Source organism: Pseudomonas sp. Y3 TE3536 (assembly GCF_053629175.1).
Map to the genome: position 1 here is coordinate 5,989,961 of NZ_JBRJHU010000001.1, position 19,500 is coordinate 6,009,460.

The window sequence follows — 19,500 nt, forward strand, 5'->3', positions numbered from 1 at the left end:
GAGCGGGCTTGCCCCGCGAAGCAGGCACCTCGAGTGGATGGCACGGGCTTTGCCCGTATTCGCGGGGCAAGCCCGCTCCCACAAGGGGCGCATAGCGCCCCCGGCAGTCGCCATAGGCACCCAATAACCGCAGGCGCGGCTGCGCCCTCGCTTTTCCCATTCCCGAACAGAACGAGGCTCAGCCCCATGCTCCGCGTTGCCTTGCTGCACCCGACATTCCAGCCCAGCGCCCTGGCACTGGCCATCCTGGCCGCCAGCGTACCGCTGGCCTACGCCGAGGACACGCAACTGCAAACCGTCACCGTCCAAGCCGAACAGGCCGACGACGACGCACTGCCCACGCGCCCACCGGCCTCGATCTACGGCGGCTTGGAAAGCAAAGTCCTCGACACCCCACGCTCGGTCACCCAGATCAACGCCGAGCAACTGGCCCGCGACCCGATCCAGAGCTCGGACGACCTGGTCAAGTACGCCCCCGGCATCACCCGAGGCGGCGGCCAGAACGCCGGCATCGCCCCGCAAATGCGCGGGCAAAGCTCCGAGGTGTTCCAGGATGGCCAACGCGCCTACGGCGTACGCCACCCCGCCAACTTCAACGCCTACGAAGGCGCCGACATCGTCGCCGGGCCCTCGTCGGTCACCTACGGCTCGGTCAGTGGCAGCGGCGGCTACATCAACTACCTAAGCAAGAAGCCCGACTTCAACCGCTTCCGCACCCGCCTGAGTGGCGAAATCGGCAGCTGGATCCCCGACGGCGAATCACGCGATGCCACGCAATTCAGCATCGACAACACCGGCCCCCTCAGTGACAGCCTGGCCTACCGGGTCAGCATCACCCGCCAGCGACAGGAAACCTTCTACGACAACGTCGACAACAACTTCGACGCGTTCTACGGCGCCCTCGCCTGGCGCAACGACAACCTGCGGGTGGACTGGAACGCCGCCTACGACGACTACTACGACTACAACATCACCCACGGCTGGAACCGCGCCACCCAAGACCTGGTCGACCACGGCAGGTACAACGCCGGGCGCGCCACGCCGATCATCCAGAACGGCAACAGCCTGTGGTCGCCGGTGCTGTCATCGGGTGCCAGCGATGCCCAGGTACTCGGCTGGGTGCAGCGCCAGCGCAACGCGCAGGGCCAGTACCAGGTGGTCGATGGCAGCTTCCAGGGCGCCTCACCCAATACCCAGGCCAGCCCAGGCAGCTTGCGCGGCTGGGTGTACGACCCGTCGCTGGCAGGCAATGGCCAGACCTCGCTGTCATCACAGACCGGCCAGCGCGCGCAGGACCAGAACCGCTCGCGGCGCTTCACCACACAACTGCGCGTCGAGGGCGACCTGACCCCGTCGATCACCCTGGCCAACAGCACTTTCTACCAGCACTCCACCGACACCACCGACGCGGTGGGCGCGTTCCAGGTGCAGGGCAAGGACGACATCTTCGACAACCGCTTCGAGTTCCGCGCCCGTGGCCAATGGCAGCTGGGCGGCCTGACGCTGGTCGACGACAGCAACACCGGGCTGATCTACCGCCGCGAGACCAACGAGTCGATCGCCGCCAACAACAACTTTGGCTCCACCATCAACGCCTACGACCTCACCCTCGACCCGACGTTGAAAAACCCTGGCGACCTGCTCGGCCTGAGTGGGCGCAACCCCGCCGGTGGCAACGGAGCCTGGATCGGCCAGCCCGGCGTGCCACAGTTGTCCAATTACTATGGCTGGCTCAACCTGCCCGCCATATACCCGGCAGGGCACGGTTTGTACGCTGAATCGGTGGCGCCCTACACCGCCGACAGCACCTGGACCACCCAAACCCTGTTCAGCCAGCACAACCTGCGCCTAGGCGAGCGCGTGGGGCTGAACGTGGGGGCCAGCCGTAGTTGGATCGATGCCCGTATCGAAAACCCCTTCGTGCTCGCGGGCGGCAACCCGCGCAAGGACTCGGACAATTACCGGCTGTTCTCAGTACAGGTCAGCCCCTATTTCAAACCCACCGACAACAGCACCCTGTACTACACCTTCGACCGCTCCCTCGCCGTCAACACTGGGTTCTTCACCAATGGTTTGGGCTGGGGCAGTGGCGCCGGGGCCAACCTGCTCAACCCGCTGGCGTTCGAGAGCCTTAGCGTGCTGCACGAAGTGGGGCTGAAGGTCGAGGCCATGCCCGACCAGTTGTTCTTCACCTTGGCCGCCTACAAGCAGGCGCGCGACCAGTCGCCAGACAGCAACAACAACATCGCCCGGTTGATCGTCAAAGGCTGGGAAGCGACCCTGCGCTACCAGGACCCGCACCTGCGCGGCGGCCTCAACCTCAGCCGCATCAGTGCCTACAACGAGTTCACCAGCCAGGCCGGGTTCGCCTCGGCCGGGTTCATCCCCGACAACGGCACCGTGTTCGGCGACAACAACAGCCTCAACCAGCGCCCGTCCGGCAAGTTCGATGCGGTGCAGATCCCTGAGTACAACGCCGGCGGCTATGTCGATTACCGCTTCGATTCCGGGTTCGGCGTGGAGCTCTCTGGTTGGTGGACCAGCAGCTGGTACCTGAACCTGAGCAAGACGGTGAAGGTGCCCGACGAATACAACCTCGACCTTGCCGCGTATTACCGCCAGCCACAGTGGGGCGTGACGCTGCGCATGCTCAACGTCACCGACGAACTGAATTTCGTCAGCGGCCTGGCCGGCTCGACCAATACCTTCCTGCAACCCATGCCTGGGCGCACCTTGCTGGCCCAGGTCGATTACCAGTTCTGACCCTTCCTCAACATAAAAGGCCATCGCCATGTCCATTGAATTCGTCGGCATGATTTTCCCCCGCCAGTGGTCCGAGACCCGCGGCGTGCGCTCGCCCGACTTCGACCTGCCGTTCATCCGCCACCACGCCCGCGCCCATGAGCATGCCGGTTTCGACCGGGTACTGATCGCCAGCGGCCCAGGCAGTGCCGACAGCCTGCAGATTGCCGCCTATGCGGCCGCGCACACCGAGCGCCTCGGCTTCATGATCGCCCACCGCCCTGCCCTGACCGCGCCGACGGTGGCCGCGCGGGCATTCGCCACCCTCGACCACACCACCGGCGGCGGGCGCATTCGCCTGCATGCGATCACCGGCATCACGGCCGAGCCGCAAGAAGGCGACACCCTGCTGGACAAGACCGCGCGTTACCAGCGCGCCGACGAGTACCTGGAGATTGTCCGGCGCACCTGGACTGCCGAAGAGCCCTTCGACTTCGAAGGCCGCTACTTCACCATCAAGGGCGCTTTTTCGCCGGTCAAGCCGCTGCAGCAGCCGCATATCCCGATTTCCTTTGGAGGCTCGTCCGACATCGCTTACCAGATCACCGTCAAACATGCCGACCTGTATGCCCTGTGGGGTGAACCGCTGAGCGGCGTCGCCGAGCAGATCGCCAAGCTCAAGGCTGCGGCGAGTGCCGCTGGCGTGGCGGCGCCACGGGTGAGCTTGTCGGTGCGGCTGATCCTGGGTGCCACCGAGGAGCTGGCCTGGCAGCGCGCGGAGCAGATCCTCGCGCAGATCAAGGCCAACCCGCAGTTTGCGGCGGACAGCCCCTGGCAGAAGCGCATCAAGGGCACCGGTTCCGAACGCCTGCTCGCCGCCGCCGCCCGGGCGGACCGGCATGACCGGGCATTGTGGATGCCGACGGCGACGGCGGTGGGGGCTTATGGCGATACCACCGCGCTGGTGGGCACGCCGGAGACCGTGGCCCAGGCGTTGCTGGATTATGTCGATTTGGGGGTGAGCACCTTCCTCAACCGCGGGTATGACCCGTTGTACGACACGGTGGATTACGGGCGCTGGGTGATTCCGGCGGTGCGCGAGGAAGTGCGGCGGCGGCAGGCGCGATTTGTCGGGTGATACCCCAACCTGTGCGCACCGTTACTGTAGGAGCGGCCTTGTGTCGCGAAAGGGCCGCGAAGCGGCCCCAGCAATCTAGGCGTCGATGCTTAGATCGTGGGGCTGCTGCGCAGCCCTTTCGCGACGCAAGGCCGCTCCTACAGAGATCGCGTCAGCAGAATTCAACCTACTGACAGGCTAGGCGAATGCGCCACCAAGGTCCGGGTATAGGCATCAACCGGCCGCCCAAGCACCTGCTCAGCCGCCCCCTCTTCCACCACCCTGCCCTGGCGCAACACCAACACCCGGTCGGCTATCGCCCGCACCACGCCCAAGTCGTGGGTGACGAACAACACGGTCAGCCCTTCACGCTGCAAACGCCGCAGCAATGCGAGGATCGACGCCTGCACCGACACATCCAGCGCCGAGGTAATCTCGTCGCAAACCAACAGCCGTGGCTCACAGATCAACGCCCGGGCAATCGCCACGCGCTGCCGTTCTCCCCCTGACAGGCTGTGCGGATACAGATCGGCCACACGCGCCGGCAGCGACACCCGCGCCAGTACCGCTTCGACCCGATGACGCGCCTCATCGCCACGTACAGCGAAGAAATGCGCCAAGGGCGCGCTGAGGGTCTGCGCGATCGTCTGCCGAGGGTTCAACGCCCGATAGGGGTTCTGGAACACGTACTGGATCTGGTGACGCAGCCGCGCATCCCGTTGACGCGCGGTGAACGCCAGCGGCTCGCCGCCGTAACGCAGTTGCCCTTGAACGTTCTCGCCCAACCCTGCGATGGCCCTGGCCAGGCTGGTCTTGCCCGAGCCGGACTCGCCCACCAGCGCCAGGCATTCGCCTTGCGCTACCTGCAGTGAAACATCGAACAGCACTTGGCGGTCGTAAGCCACATCCAGCCCCTGCACCTCCAGCAACACCTCTGCACTAGGCACCGCTGCTACCTCGACACCCTGCTCGCCGAGGGGCAGCGGCTCACGGTAGGGCGCCAGGCAAGCGACTTGCTGACCGCCCTCGAACGCCAGCAGCGAAGGCTCGATCACCGCACATTCGGCACGTCGCCTGGCACAACGAGGGGCAAACGCGCAGCCCGCAGGCCGCTGCCCCGGCGCCGGCGCATGGCCGCCAATGGCTTGCAGCGGCTGGCGTCGGGCAATATCAGGAATGGCCGCGAGCAAGGCACGGGTGTAAGGGTGTGCCGGTGCTTTGAACAAGGTTTCGCGCCCCGCCACTTCCACCAGCCGCCCGGCATACATCACCATCACCCGGTCAACCAGGTCGCGCACCACGGCCAGGTCGTGCGTCACGTACAACGCCGCCACACCGTGCCCCCGGCACAGGCGCTTGAGGGTTTCCAGCACATGCGCCTGGGTGGTCACATCGAGCGCCGTGGTCGGCTCGTCGAGCACGATCAGTTTCGGCCGCAGGACAAACGCCAGTGCCAGCATCACCCGCTGTTGCTGCCCCCCGGACAACTGATGAGGAAAACGCCGCAGAAAGGCTGGGTCGTCTGGCAGGCCGACATCCACCAGGGTCTCATTGATGCGTTGCTGCAATGCATGTGCAGTCAGCTTGGGCTGATGCGCCAACACGGTTTCACGCAACAAGGCGCCTATGCGCAGAGCCGGGTTCAGCGCTGTGGCCGGGTCCTGGGCGACGTAGCCCACCAACCCGCCCCGCGCCAGGCGCAAGGCTTCGCCCTCAAGCTCCAACACCGCCTGCCCCGCCACCGCAATGCGCCCGCCGGTAATCCGCGCACCTTGCCGCGCATGGCACAGCAAGGCCGTGGCCAGGGTGGTCTTGCCCGAACCGGACTCGCCCACCAACCCCACGATCTCTCCCGCCGCCAGGCTGAACGAGACATCGGCCAGCACATCGACCTGCCCGGCCAGTTCCACCCGCAGGTCGCTGACTCGCAACACGTCGCTGTCGACTTTCAACGCCGCCGTCATGGTTGCTTCTCCCCAATACGTGCACTGACCCGGCCGATACCTTCCGCCAGAATGTTGGTGCCATAGGCGAACACGGCAATCAGCAGCGCCGGTGCCAATACTGCCCAGGGCTGCACCAGCAGGCCGGCCTGGTTTTCGTTGATCATCAGCCCCCAGTCCGCCGCCGGCGGCGCTACGCCATAACCCAGGAAGCTCAAGCCCGAGAGCATGCCCACCGCCCAGGTCAGCATGTTGCCGAAATGCACCAGCAGCGGCGTCAGGATGTTCGGCAGGATTTCGCTGAACAGGATGCGCCAACGTGAGTAGCCCATCATCTGCGCCGCCTCGACGAACTCCTGGCCCGCCACCGCCACCGCGCTGCCACGCGCCAGGCGCACGACCCCTGGGGTAAACGCGATGGCCACGGTCAACACGATCAGCCACGGCGCACGGCCGAGCATCGAGACGATCAGCAGCACCAGAATCAGGTCCGGAAAAGCCAGCGAGACATCCGCCGCCCAACTGATCGCCTGGTCCAGGCGGCGGCGCGAAAAACCGGCCAACAACCCAAGGCTGCCGCCGACCACCAGCGCAAGGGTGGCCGCCGCCACCGACATCCACAGCACCGACACGCCCCCGCTGAGCAAGCGAGACAACAAGTCGTGGCCAAGAAAATCATGCCCCAGCGGCGCACCGGCAGTCGGCGGCCCATACACCGGCCCGACCATGGCCGTCGGCGCATGCGGCGCAAGCCAGGGGCCCAGCAGCGCCAGCAACATCACCAGCGCGGTAATCACGGCGCCGCGCCGCACCTGCGGGTCGGCCAGCCAGCGGGTCTCAGTCATGGGTTGCCTCCTGGGCAGGTGTACGGCGTGCGCGTCGCCACCACGGGCGAATGCCGCGCCGGTTGCGGCGGATCATCTTGACCCGGCGCGCAGTGCGCAGCTTGGGGGTGAGCAGAACAGTCAGCAGGTCGGCCAGCAGGTTGATCAGCACCACAGCCAGGGTGATGACCAGCACCACGCCCTGGATCATCGGCAGGTCGCGCATTTGGATCGCCGCATTGAGGGCCGTGCCGATGCCCGGGTAGCTGAAGATCACTTCGGCCAACAGCGCGCCGCCGACCAGCGTGCGCAGGGTCAGCGCCACGCCCTGGATGGCCGGGGTCAGGGCGTTGGGCAAGGTATGGCGCCAGACGATGCGCCGCTCCGGTATACCGCGCAAGCGTGCGGCCACCACGTAGTCGGACTCCAGCGCCTCGATCATCGAGGCGCGGACCATGCGTGTCAGGTAAGGCAGCGCCGACAGGCTCAGGGCAACCACCGGCAGCACCAACGATGGCAACTGCCGCCACAAGGGCAATTGCGGGTCGAGGATCGACACCGCCGGCAGCCAGCCCATGCCGGGCATGGAAAACAACAGCACCAGGCCGATGGCCAATAGAAAGCTCGGCGTAGCCTTCAACAGGATCAAGGCCGACAACCCCCAGCGGTCCAGCGGCCGGTCACGGCGCAGCGCCAGGCTCACGCCCAGGGTCAGCGCCAGTGGCACCACCAGCGCCAGCACGCCGGCCAGCAAGGCCAGGGTGTGGCCGAGCCGCCCGAACAGCAGCTGTGCCACCGGCACCTGCGAGTCCAGCGAGAGGCCCAGGTCACCGCGCAATGCCGCCCCCAGCCAACGCAGGTACTGCACCAGGATCGGCTGGTCGAGGCCCAGCTGGCGCTGCAAGGTCACGATGCTGTCCAGTGGCGCATCGGGGCCAAGGATGACCCGCGCCGGGTCCGAGGGCAGCGCCTGGGTGGCGATGAACACCACCAGGCTGATGACCCAGGCGGTCAGCAGGCCGTAGCCGAGACGGCCAATGAACCAAGCCAACCAGGCCGGCGTACGTGGGGAACGGTGAGCGTGATCAGGCATGGTTCAACCAGAGTTCGTCGAAGCGCCAGGAGGCGAAGGTGGTCTGTTCGGGGGCGAGCCCGCCGACCTTGGCGGACGCTGCATCGAGCACGTCCGAGAAGCCCCAGATCAACAGCCCGCCACGTTCGTGTTGGATTACCTGGGCCTCATGTACCAAGGCCTTGCGCCGCTCCAGGTCGGGCTGCGCCAGCGCCTGGCCGTACAGTTCGGTAAACCGTGGGTCGTGAAAATTGCTGCGGTTGTAGATGGCTTGCGGCGCATCGTTGTGCAGCGCCGAGGCGAGGAAACCGCGGGCCGGCGTCGAACCCGGGGACAGCTGCCACTGCTCGCGCTGTGGGCCATTGAACACCGAGCCGTCGACCTGGTTGACCTTGACCTGCACCCCCGCCTTCTGCGCCTGCTGGGCAAACACCAACGCCGCGTTCACCCCTGGGCCTGGTGTGGTGGTCAACTCGACACGCAAGTCGTCCTGCCCGGCCTGGCGCAGCAGTGAACGGGCCTGATCAAGGTCGTACGGGCGCTGGGCGATCGTGTGGTTGTAGGTCGGGTCGTGTGGCGAATACAGGTCGTTGGCGATACGGCCGAAACCATTGAGCCCACGCGCCACCAGCTCTTGCCGGTCGGCGAGCAGCCGGAACGCCTGGCGCACACGTACGTCCTGGAATGGCGCCTTGGCCAGGTTCAGGTTGAAACCGGTGAACGAGGTGCTGGGCGAGGCGTACAAGCGCAGGCGCGGGTCAGCCTTGAGCAAGGCACTGTGCTCGGCCTGCACCCCGCTGGCCACGTCGATCTGCCCTGCGCGCAAAGCCGCCGCACGCGAGACCTGGTCCTTGAATTCGATGATCTCCAGCTCATCCGCATAAGGACGGTTGGGTTTGTAGTAGTTTTCGAAGCGGGTGTAGAGCGAGCGTTGGCCAGGGATGAAGCTTTTGAGCTTGTAGGGCCCGGCGCCGACCGGGTTGGTCAACGGATGATAATCGGTCGGCACGATGCCGCCGAAACTGATCAGCGTTTCATCCAAGGGATAGAAGCTTTGCCCCTGCTTGAAGCGGATCTCGATCGTGCGCGCATCCAGCTTGCGCAGCGCCTGACGGTCGATGGCGCCGACCAGCCCGGCAAACGGCGAGGCCAACTGCGGGTCGGTCAAACGCAGGATCGAGAACAGCATGTCGTCGGCGGTGATGCTTTTGCCATGGTGAAATTCCAGCCCCGGCTTGAGGCGGATGGTCCAGGCGCTGGCATCGGCATTCGGCTCGGCGAACTCGGCCAAGGCCAGCCGTGTGCTGACATCCGGGTTCCATTCCCAGAACTTGGCGTACAGCGCCCAGCCGCGGATGATGCCGCCGCCCACCGGCTTGTGCGCATCGAGGTTGCCCGCCTGGTCTCCGTCGATGATGCCCACGCGCAACCGCCCACCGCGCACCGGCGTGGCGGGTAATGCGATACCGCCAGCCGTGGCAGCGGGCGCGCCACTATCGCAGCCGCTGAGCAGCCCGCCGCCGAGCAGCAGGCCGCCCCCGACGGCCAGGCTGTTGCCGAGAAACACCCGGCGCGAAAACTCACTCATCACCCTCTCCTTACGCCGGTTGGGCCACGGTCGGCTTAGTGCGGGCGCTCAGGCGCGGCACCTCGAACCCGTGGTCCAGGTCGAGCAGCGGGAACAGCAGGTCGGCCACCCGGTGGGCTTCGTCGATCAGCGGGAAGCCCGACAGGATGAACGCCGACGTGCCTTGGGCTTCGTACTCGCGGATGCGCTCGGCCACCTGTTCGGCGCTGCCGACCAGGTAGGTACCCGCAGCCGGGCCAAGGATGTTGAAGCCGAACAGGCTGGGGCCCAGCCAGACGTTGGGGTAGATCTCCAGCTCGCGGGCAGTGGGCAGGCGCCCGGCGCGAATGCTGTCGAGGTTGCGCTGAATGCGCGGGTCGTCGCTAACGTAGGTGTCCAGGGTCTGCCCTGCCGGCAATTGACGCTCGATGGCCGCGCGGGCGGTGGCCAGCGAAGTGCGCTGCAGCAGGCGTTCGGCATGCGCCCAGGCTTCTTCTTCGGTCTCGCGCACGATGACTTGCAGGCGTGTGCCGTAGGTCAGCTCGCGGCCGATTTTTGCTGCCTCGGCGGCCACCCTGCGGAACTTGTCGCCGAGCTTTTGCGGGGTATCGGCAAAGCTCAGGTAGACGTCGAGTAACTGCACCGAATGGGCCACGCCTGGCGCCGATGTGCCCGCGCCCCACAGCGGGATGCCAGGCTTTTGCTTGGGTGGGTGCCAACCGCCCAAGGGGTGGCTGGCAGCCGCAGGTGAGCGTGGCGAGAGCTTGACGTAACGGCCGTCGTAGCCTGCCGTTTCACCCGCGTAAAAGCCCTGGAACGCGCGCCAGTACTCCAGGCTGAAGTCGTAACGTTCATCGTGTGGGTAATGCACGCCCAGCGTGGCCAAGCCGGCGTCGTTGCCGTTGACCACATTGAACAGCAAGCGGCCGCTGGAAAACTGGTCGAAGGTCAGTGCCCACTTGGCCAACACCGCAGGCGACAGCTCGCCTGGGTGTTGCGCGACCAGAAAGCGCAGGCGTGACGTCGCGTCGATCAGGGCGGCTGATACCGCAAGGCTTTCGTTGGGGCTGGAGCCGAGCAGCGAGCCGTAGAAGCCCAGGCGATCGGCGGCGATGGCCAGTTGCTTGAGGTGCTCGAAGTCGATTTTCCAGCGGCCTTCGGGCTCCCAGGGATAGGGGCCGTCGGGGGTGGTGAGGTACCAGAGGATTTTTACTGCCATGGGAGTGGTCCTTGCTTGAAGTGAAATATCGAGCTGTCACTCGTCCCCCTGTAGGAGCAGCCTTGTGCTGCGAAGAGGCCGGCCCGCAGGTACAGTTGCTGCGCCTGGACTGGCCTCTTCGCAGCACAAGGCTGCTCCTACAAAGGAGGGCGTGGTGGGCTTGGAACTGCGAATCAGCTGCGCCGATCGATACCCGGCACCAGCCCCAGCTCGGTAGCGCGCTCGTACAACCCACTCATCTTCCACTGCTGCGTCAGCACCCCTGGCCCGTACGGCCGCGAACCGCCCAGCGCATCGGCCAGCAGCTGAATCTGCGCGCCTTCTTCCAACAGCAGGATGAACTCGGCCGTCGCACGCAGCCCCTGCTTACCCCACACCGTGGAGCCGCCATTGGCTTCGAGAATGGCCAGGTTGAACGGGTTTTCGGCGATCTTGTCGAGGATGAAGTCCACCTCGGCCTGGCGCCGGTCGATGTACACCGGTAGCTCCCGCGCCAGCTGATAGCGCTGCACCGGCACATAGTGGAACGGCAAAGTACGGTGGGTCTGGGCCCAGGCGCCGAGGTACGGGCTGTGCACATGCGAGATCGTGGTGATGTCAGCGTGGGTCTGGAACAGTTTGGTGTAGCGCCCCAGCCCGCCTTTGCCCTTGCCGACGATCACGTTGCCGGAGAAGTCGGTCACGGTCGCCTGCAGCGGTTTGCGGTGGTTCCACGGGCCGCCGTAGTTGACGGACACCAGCAGGTCTTCACCGGGCACACGCTCGATGAAGCCGACAGTGCCATTGGCGGTGATGGTGTTGGTCTCGCGGAATACGGTAAACGCCGCTTCGGCTTCGGCGACCACCTGGTCGATGAAAGCGTGCAGTTCGGCAGTGACGGGGCGTTCGTTGATCAGTACGGTCATGTTCAATCTCCGGAGGCGGATGCAAAGTCAGGCGCGGCGCTGGGCCAGCAGTTCATGGGCAGCCTGCAGGGGCCGTGGGTCGACCCAGTCGGCGATGCTGAAGTCGGCTTCGAGGAAGCCATGCAGGTAGAGAAAGTCCTTTTGCGTGCCCAGAAACGCCAGGCGTTGCTCGAACAGGTCCGGCGCCAAGGTGGTGTGGAACGCGCCGCGATAGGCTTCGGCAACACCTTGGCTGCCGGCGCGGGTCTCGTCCTCGAGGAAGCTGTTGAGCGCATCGCGGTTGCCGGCCGCCCATTCGGCAGCGCGCAGGGTCTGGGCCAGGAAGCGCGCAACCAGCTCGAAGTGGTTGTCGAGCAGGCTCTGGTGCACGGTGATCGGCCTTGGCGTGCCGTTGTTGATGCGGTGGCGCGGGTCGGCTAGCAGGTCGAGATCGACGCCCACCACCAGGCCCAGGCGACGCGCCGCATCGGCAGCGGCCGCGCCCTTGACGTAGACGGCATCGACCTCACCGCGCGCCAGGTAATCCAGGCCCGACCACAGGCGCTGCAGGCCCAGCTGCGGGGTGGCGGCGCTGGCCTGGTCGAGCAGCGCCACTTCCACCAGTTGCACGTCGTCCAAGTGCAGGCCGGCCGAGGCCAGGGCGCCTTTGTAGCCGTGCAGGCTCATGGCCCGGGCGATGCTACCGGGGCGGCTGTCACCCCAGGCCGGCAGTGCCAGGCGCTTACCGCGCAGGTCGGCGGCGTTGCGGATGCCTGAGTCCGGGCGCACCAGGATGGTCTGCCATTCCTCGATCCAGGTCAGGCCGATCAGCCGGCTCGGTGAGCCTGCTGCACGGGCGGCCAAGGCCGGCACGTTGCCGCCTTCGCGAAACAGCCCCGGGAGCTGGTGATCGTAGTGGTGATGGCCGAGCTGACGGGTTTCCTGCAGGGTCGAGACCGGCAGGCCGTCGCGGGCGAATTCTTCGTCCAGCCAGCCCAGCTTGTAGGCGATGCCCGAAGCGGTGGGCACCGGGCAGCGGGTAAACCAGATGCGGTCCAGGGCAGTGGGGTCGTCGGTTTGCGTTGCGGCAGTAGCGAGTGTCATGGGGTGGCTCCTTGGGCGTCGTGAAAGCGCTATTGCAGCGTGCGTGCCAACCGCTGGAGGCCTTGATTTACGGGGACTTGAGTGTCGTTTACAGGCGTTGAGTGCTGGGCACGGAGCAGGATTGCGGGCGGGGTGCTGCCAGATCAGCAGGCGGGCTGTTGCTGGGGCAGCAGGCGCGGCCCGAAGCCAAGCAACACGGGGCCTGGTGAGTCATGGCAAAGAACTTGCTCAAGGCTATGGGACCGCGGTGCAGCCATTCGCGGGCAAGCCCGCTCCCACAGGTCCTTCATTGCCATTGAAACCGGCACTTCACCTGTAGGAGCGGGCTTGCCCGCGAAGCAGGCGCACTGGCCCTTGAAGACCCTTGCGAGACGACCCATGAGCGCCATCGAACCCAGCCCTATCCACCGCCTGACCAGCGAAGACGAAGCCATCGCCGCCGCCCGAGAGGTCGCCGCGCAAATCGCCGTGCTCGCCGCCGACCCCAGCAACAACGGCCAGCTGCCGCGCCGCCAGGCCGACCTGCTGTCCAGCAGCGGTCTCACCGCCATCGCCGTACCAGCCGAATTCGGCGGCCTTGGCGCCTCGGTGCAAACCATCGTCGAAACCGTGCGCCTGATCTCCACCGCCGACGGCGGTGTCGGCCAACTGCTGCAGATCCACAACGTGATGCTGCGCGGCATCTTCACCAGCTACGCCGACGACGTGCGCGACCGCCTGATCGCCGACGTACTGGCCGGCAAGCGTTTCGGCAATGCCTTGGCCGAGGTGGGCGGCAAGAACAAGTTCGCCCTGAAAACCCGGGTCGAGCGCCGCGCCGATGGCAAGCTGGTGCTCAATGGCAGCAAGTTCTACTCCACCGGCTCTTACCTGGCCGACTGGATCTCGCTGACGGCCGCCAGCGAAGACGGCGGCGTCGGTGTGCTGCTGCACCGCGACACCCCTGGGCTGACCCTGGTCGATGACTGGCAGGCCTTCGGCCAGCAGAACTCGGTGAGCGGCACGGTCAACTTCGACGAGATCGTGCTGGACGAGCGTTACCTGTCGCGGCGCACCGGCCCGATGAAGCGCACAGGGCTGACCTTCCCGCAGATTCTTCATGCCGCCATCGACACCGGCATCGCCGCCGGCGCGCTGCAGGCAGGCGTCGACTACCTGCGCGAGCATGCCCGGGCCTGGGTGGAAAGTGGCGTGGACCGCGCCAGTGACGAGCCGCACGTGATTCGCCAGATTGGCGAGTACGCCGTGGCGCTGCGCGGTGCCGAGTCGGTACTGCGCGATGCCGCACGGGTGTTCGACGCGCATGAGCGCGACCCGGAGGACAAAGCCCTGCAGGATGAACTGATTCTCTCGGTGGCCACTGCCCGCGCCCACTCCGATGCGGCGTCACTGAAGATCTCCAGCGACCTGTTTTCTCTGCTCGGGGCCAGTGCCTCGTTGAGCAAGTGGAACCTCGACCGCTTCTGGCGCAACGCCCGGGTGCACACCACCCATGACCCCATTCGCTGGCGGCTGCACAACGTCGGCAACTACTACCTCAATGGCGCCGACCCAGGGGAGTACACCGCCGTGCTCAATGCCAAGGAAACCCAGGGCGCAACGCGCCGTTGAACCTAACCCTGGGGGCCGCTGCGCGGCCCATCGCAGGCAAGCCAGCGCCCACACACCAAGCCACGCCACCGTACCTGTGGGAGCTGGCTTGCCTGCGATGGGCTGCGTAGCAGCCCCAGTACCGAGCCTCTACATGAACCACCCTCTTCTTCGCGCCCTGGCCATCTACCGTGAAATGCCCTGGCGCTTCGCCCTCGTGACCGCCTTGTACATCGCCGGCAACCTTGGCCTGGTCTGGCAGCAATGGCTGATCGGCCACGCGATCGACGATGTCAGCGCTGGCCGCGCCGTGGTGCGCCTGCCCGAGGGCGGCCTGGATGCCGCCGTGGCCTGGCACTGGCTATGGCTGCTGCTGGCCATCGCCCTGGGCCGTGGTGTGCTGCAATACGCCGCCGCGGTGCTGTCGCTGGTGCTTAGCCAGGCGCTGCTGACGCGCCTGCGCGAACGCATCCTCACGCAGGTCCAGCGCCTGCACCTGGGCTACCACTGGCGCCACGGCATGGGTGAACTGGTTACCCGCACCACCCGCGACGCCGACAAGGTGCGCGATGCGCTGATCACCTTCTGGCGACAGATCATCGAAACGCCGTTGGTGGTGATGGCAGCCGTGGGGCTGCTGAGCTGGTATGACCCACTGCTCGGCCTGGTGCCGCTGCTGTTGACCGGGGCCGGGCTGTGGCTGTTCGTCGTGCAGACCGATCGCCTGGTTACGCTCGATCGCGCCGTGGGCGCTGCCTACGACCAGGTCAGCCAGGACTTGGCAGAAGGCATCGGTGGCGTGCGCGTGATCAAAGCGTTCGGCCTGGAGGGCCAGCGCATCGAGCGGTTCGCCCACCAGGTTGGCGTGTTCACCGGCCACGCACGCGCGGCCCTGGCCTATGCCAGCTCACGCATCCCGCTGCCACAGGCGGTGGTGGCGCTGGGGCATGTGTGGATCCTGGTGTACGGCGCCCATCGCGTGGCGGCGGGCGCGCTGGGCATCGGCGAGCTGGTCACTTCGCTGCTGGTGGCCACCACGCTGGTGTTCCGTATCGAAGGCATCGGCCGGGTCATGCAGACCTTCGCCGATGCCCGCGCCAGTGCCGAGCGCATCTGGCAACTGCTGGACGAGCAACCGGCGATCCTTGGCGGCCAGGCGACCCTGCCCCCTGGGCCATTGGGCCTGAAACTGGCCCAGGTGCGCGTCTGCGCCCCCACGGGCGAGCGCGCCATTTTGCAGGACTGCTCGCTGACCCTGCAGCCCGGCGAGGTGGTGGCACTGGTCGGCGCCACGGGCACCGGCAAGAGCCTGCTGGCCAGCCTGCTGCCGCGCCTGGCCGACGTGCAAGGCGGCGCCGTGCTGGTCGGCAGTGACGCCGTGGGCTGGCAGGATGTGCGCGCGCTCGACCTGGCCGACCTGCGCCGACGCGTCCAGGTGTTGCCGCAAGAAAGCTTCCTGTTCTCTGACAGCCTGGCGGCCAACCTGCGCCTGGCGGCAGCCGATGCCAGCGCCGCTGAGTTGCGCGAAGGGCTGCGCCTGGCGGCGGCAGACGATGTACTCGAACGCTTGCCCCATGGCCTCGACACGCCGCTGGGCGACCGTGGCGTGACCCTCTCCGGCGGCCAGCGCCAGCGCCTGTGCCTGGCCCGCGCACTGCTCGGTGCGCCAGACATCCTGTGCCTGGACGACGCCACCAGCGCCCTGGATGCCCTGGGTGAGCGCCAGGTGCTGCACAACATCCGCCGCCTGCGCGGCGACACGGGCCAGGGGCCGACTTTGCTGCTGATCACCAGCCGCCTTTCGACCCTGCTGTTGGCCGACCGGGTACTGATGTTGGAAAACGGCCGCATCAGCGCCAGTGGCACCCATGCCGAGCTGAGCGCGAACAATGCCCACTACCGCGACCTGCTGGGGATCGACCATGAGTAATGCACCCAACAAGGCCCCCAGCGATATCGAGATCGAGCAGCACCTGGCGCGCCAGGCCCTGGACCGTGGCATGTTCCACCGCCTGTTGCCGCTGCTGCGGCCCATTCGCCGGCAGATTCTGGCGGTGATCGGCATCGAACTGCTGCTGGTGTTCACCGTGTTCCTGCGGCCCTGGTTCGTTCGCGAGCTGCTCGACAAGGGGTTGGTGGCCAGCGCTGATCATTGGTTGCTGGACGAACGCCTGGTGCTGTGGCTGGGCCTGGGCCTGGCGGCCAGCTGGCTGGGGCGCTTCCTGCTGGCAGGCGTGTCGCAGTTCATTGCCGGGCGGGCGGCGATCCGCGTGCTCAACGACCTGCGGGTGAAGGTGTTTGCCCACGTGCAGGCGCTGTCGGTGAGCTACTTCGACCAGACCCGCGCCGGGCGCATCATTTCTCGCGTTGACCGCGATGTCGATGCGCTCGAACCGTTGTTGGTGCAAGGCCCGCCAGAGCTGCTCGGCGCCCTGCTGCGCTGCGGCCTGGCGGCGGTGATGCTGTGGCGCATCGAGCCGAGCTTCTTCTACAGCCTGGCCGCCACGGTGCCACTGCTGGCGTTGGCCACCTGGTGCTTCAAACGGGTGTCGCAACGCAACTGGGCCAAGGTCGCCGAACAGCGCAGCCGCTTCACCGCGCACCTGGTCGAGAGCGTCAGCGGCGTGCGCTTGATTCAGCAATGTGGCCAAGAGCAAAAAAACCAGGCGCGCTACCGGCGTATGCTCGAGGACTTCAACCAGGCCCTGATCCGCGGCAGCCTGCGCGCCGGCTGGTTCGCGCCGTTCACGGCACTGTTGAGCACGGCAGGCATGGCCGTATTGCTGCTGGTAGGCGCCCACGGCCTGGCCGAAGGCAAGGTCACTGTCGGCCAGGTGGCCGAGAGCCTGTTCTACGTGTTCCTGTTCCTGGGGCCACTGCAGGAGCTGTCGGACCTGTTCGAGCGCTATGCCACCGGCAGTGCGTCGGCGCAGCGGATCTTCCTGCTGCTCGACACTCGCCCACAGGTACTCGACCCGCCATCACCCCGCCCGCTGGCCAGGGCACGCGGCCAGGTGGACTTCGAACAGGTGGGCTTCGCCTACACCCCAAACGGCCCGCGCCCGGTGATCGATGGCCTCGACCTGCACATCCGCGCCGGTGAAGTGTTGGCCATCGTCGGCCCGTCCGGGCATGGCAAAAGTACCTTGGTGCAGTTGCTGACGCGTTTCTACGAAGTGCAACGCGGCGCCGTGAAACTGGACGGCATCGACCTGCGCGAACTGGCCCAGCGTGACCTGCGGCGCAACGTCGGCGTGGTGCTGCAGGACAACGTGCTGTTCAGCGGCAGCATCCTCGACAACCTGCGCCTGGCAGCACCTGGTGCCGACGATGCACGCCTGGTGGCAGCCGCCCGCGAACTGGGGGCAGACGAAGTGCTCGAGCGCCTGCCGCAGCGCTACCACACCGAAGTCGGGCCCCTGGGCGCGCACCTGAGCCATGGCCAACGGCAACTGGTGTGCCTGGTGCGCGCCTACCTGGCCGACCCGGCGGTACTGGTGCTCGACGAGGCCACCTCGGCGGTGGATGTGCACACCGAGCGGCGTATCCAGCAGGCCTTGCGGCGGCTGTGCCAAGGGCGCACGGCGATCATCATCGCCCACCGCCTGGCGACCATCCGCGATGCCGACCGCATCGCCGTGGTCCGCCATGGGCAGGTGGTGGAGCAAGGGGCGCATGCCGAGCTGATTGACCGGGGTGGGGCTTATGCGGCGTTGTATGAGGCCTACCTGCGCAGTGCCGGGGAGGTTGTGGCCGAGAGGGGCGAGTCGTGCCAGGTGTAAGGCTTGGGAGGTGCGGCGCCTGATAGATCGAGCGCCGCCAGGTGTAAGGTTTGGGAGGTGCAGCGCCTGGGAGATCGAGCGCCGCCCGCGCGGCGCATCGCGAGCAACGCTCGCTCCTACGTTTGTTTTCGGCCAATAACGCCTGTGACAGGCGCGCGCGAACGCCTTGTTTTTTCGACGCGATACCGAGCCATGCGCCAAGGCGGTCGCGCGCGTTTGCCCCAGGAATGATTGGCCCGAAACAAACGTAGGAGCGAGCGTTGCTCGCGATGCGCCGCGCGGGCGGCGCTCGATCTCCCAGGCACCGCAAACCCCAAGCCCTGCCCCCCTCCCCTCAGCCCCCATGCTGCTCTCCCAGCATCCACTGCTTCCCGGTTGCTGCCACAGCAGCACCCCGCCCCTCTCCTGCACCGCAAGCCCCCGCCGCACAAGCCCAACGCCACGCATGGCACAGCCGTTGCACCACCCTCCCCATCCGCACAACCTCCCCTTCAGGAGCCCCCATGACCACCGAATTTTTCTGGCGCCTGCCCTTGGGCACCGATGGCCCGCAGTTGTCCACCGACCGCCACAACCGTGGCAACCCGCAGCACCGCCCCGGCAACATCGCCCCCGGTCGCCTGCCCAACGGCGAAAGCGACGGCTTTACCTACATCGACTACATCGCCCAGGTGGCCAAGGCCGCCGAGCTGGCAGGTTTCGAGGGTGCCTTGCTGCCCACCGGCCCCGAGCCGTGGATCGCTGCCGCAGCGCTGGCCCGCGAAACCCGCCGCATACGCTTTCTGATCGCGTTCCAGGCCACCTGGACCTTGCCCGCCTATGCCGCCCAGCAGGCCGCGATCCTGCAAAACCTCAGCGGCGGCAGGCTGGACTGGAACATCATCACCGGCGGCAACCCGGCCAGCCAGCGGGCCAACGGCGACTTCCTCGAACATGACCTGCGCTACAAGCGCACCGGTGAGTTCCTCGACGTGATCCAGGGCCTGTGGGCGCAGGACAAATTTTCCTACGACGGCGACATCTATCGCCTGGAAAACGGCAGCCTGCCACCCGGCCTGCAACACGAGCGCAAACCGGGCGTGTACTTCTCCGGGTTTTCCGATGCAGCGCTGGACGTGGCGGCGCGCCACGCCGATGTGTACCTCAACTGGGCCGAGCCGATCGACACGCTCAAACCGCACATCGAGCGGGTCAGGGAACTGGCCGACAAACAAGGGCGCACCGTGCGCTTCGGCCTGCGCGTCGACCTGTTCGCCCGTGAGACCGAGGAACAGGCGTGGCGGGAATTGCGCCAGCAGTTCGAGCGCCTGGAAGGCAAGGCCAGCGCCTCGGCCAAGGGCTTCGTGACCGGCTCCGACTCGGTCGGCGGCGCTCGCCAGGCGGCCTATCACCAAGGCTTGCAAGGCTTCGACGAACTGATCCTGGCGCGCAACCTGTGGGCCGGCTTCGCCAAGGCCAAGCCCGGCCCGACCGTGGGCTTGGTGGGCAGCCACCAGAACATCGCCGAGCGCCTGGCCGAATACCGTGATGCGGGTTTCAGCACGTTCATTCTGGCCAGCAACCCGCACCTGGAAGAAGCCTTGCGCATCGGCCAGGAAGTGCTGCCCTTGGTGCAACAGGCTGCCGCCACCCCCCCCTTGAAGGCCAGCGCCTGAA

At 66.6% G+C, this 19,500-nt stretch carries 13 protein-coding genes; 6 read left to right on the forward strand and 7 right to left on the reverse strand.

Annotated elements, in window-relative coordinates:
• Positions 1–186 precede the first annotated feature (186 nt).
• A complete protein-coding gene (locus AB7M33_RS26855; protein WP_454244076.1) occupies positions 187–2,763 on the forward strand; it encodes a TonB-dependent receptor in 2,577 nt (858 codons plus the stop codon).
• A 28-nt stretch (positions 2,764–2,791) separates the two neighbouring features.
• Positions 2,792–3,880, forward strand: coding sequence for an LLM class flavin-dependent oxidoreductase (locus tag AB7M33_RS26860; protein WP_454244077.1), 1,089 nt, complete (start codon positions 2,792–2,794; stop codon positions 3,878–3,880).
• A 161-nt stretch (positions 3,881–4,041) separates the two neighbouring features.
• On the opposite strand, the gene AB7M33_RS26865 is transcribed toward AB7M33_RS26860, so the two are convergent.
• From AB7M33_RS26865 to AB7M33_RS26895, 7 genes are all read right to left on the reverse strand, one after another.
• Positions 4,042–5,823: a dipeptide ABC transporter ATP-binding protein gene (locus AB7M33_RS26865; RefSeq protein ID WP_454244078.1), complete on the reverse strand. Its 1,782-nt coding sequence runs from the start codon at positions 5,821–5,823 to the stop codon at positions 4,042–4,044.
• Positions 5,820–6,647 carry an ABC transporter permease gene (locus AB7M33_RS26870; protein ID WP_186703315.1) on the reverse strand — a complete coding sequence of 276 codons (828 nt, stop codon included), beginning with the start codon at positions 6,645–6,647 and terminating at the stop codon, positions 5,820–5,822. Before AB7M33_RS26870 ends, AB7M33_RS26865 begins: the two co-directional genes overlap by 4 nt.
• A complete protein-coding gene (locus AB7M33_RS26875) occupies positions 6,640–7,719 on the reverse strand; it encodes an ABC transporter permease (protein WP_454244079.1) in 1,080 nt (359 codons plus the stop codon). The genes AB7M33_RS26870 and AB7M33_RS26875 overlap by 8 nt, the downstream gene beginning before the upstream one ends.
• On the reverse strand, positions 7,712–9,286 hold the full coding sequence (locus tag AB7M33_RS26880; protein WP_454244080.1) for an ABC transporter substrate-binding protein: 1,575 nt from the start codon (positions 9,284–9,286) through the stop codon (positions 7,712–7,714). The genes AB7M33_RS26875 and AB7M33_RS26880 overlap by 8 nt, the downstream gene beginning before the upstream one ends.
• A 10-nt stretch (positions 9,287–9,296) precedes the next feature.
• Positions 9,297–10,484, reverse strand: coding sequence for an LLM class flavin-dependent oxidoreductase (locus AB7M33_RS26885; protein ID WP_454244081.1), 1,188 nt, complete (start codon positions 10,482–10,484; stop codon positions 9,297–9,299).
• A 173-nt stretch (positions 10,485–10,657) separates the two neighbouring features.
• Complete coding sequence (locus AB7M33_RS26890) at positions 10,658–11,389, reverse strand: class II aldolase/adducin family protein (protein WP_027593757.1); 732 nt, start codon at positions 11,387–11,389, stop codon at positions 10,658–10,660.
• A 27-nt stretch (positions 11,390–11,416) separates the two neighbouring features.
• Positions 11,417–12,472, reverse strand: coding sequence for an ABC transporter substrate-binding protein (locus AB7M33_RS26895; protein ID WP_454244082.1), 1,056 nt, complete (start codon positions 12,470–12,472; stop codon positions 11,417–11,419).
• A gap of 378 nt (positions 12,473–12,850) precedes the next feature.
• On the opposite strand from AB7M33_RS26895, the gene AB7M33_RS26900 reads away from it, so the two are divergent.
• The 4 genes from AB7M33_RS26900 (at position 12,851) to AB7M33_RS26915 (ending at position 19,499) form a co-directional block, all read left to right on the forward strand.
• Positions 12,851–14,083, forward strand: coding sequence for an acyl-CoA dehydrogenase family protein (locus AB7M33_RS26900; RefSeq protein WP_454244083.1), 1,233 nt, complete (start codon positions 12,851–12,853; stop codon positions 14,081–14,083).
• 133 nt (positions 14,084–14,216) lie between these two features.
• The gene (locus tag AB7M33_RS26905) at positions 14,217–15,992 is read left to right on the forward strand and encodes an ABC transporter ATP-binding protein (protein WP_454244084.1); all 1,776 of its coding nucleotides are present in this window, start codon (positions 14,217–14,219) and stop codon (positions 15,990–15,992) included.
• Complete coding sequence (locus tag AB7M33_RS26910; RefSeq protein WP_454244085.1) at positions 15,985–17,844, forward strand: ABC transporter ATP-binding protein; 1,860 nt, start codon at positions 15,985–15,987, stop codon at positions 17,842–17,844. The genes AB7M33_RS26905 and AB7M33_RS26910 overlap by 8 nt, the downstream gene beginning before the upstream one ends.
• Before the next feature lie 503 nt (positions 17,845–18,347).
• On the forward strand, positions 18,348–19,499 hold the full coding sequence (locus AB7M33_RS26915) for an LLM class flavin-dependent oxidoreductase (RefSeq protein ID WP_099429813.1): 1,152 nt from the start codon (positions 18,348–18,350) through the stop codon (positions 19,497–19,499).
• The last annotated feature ends 1 nt before the right edge of the window (position 19,500 follow it).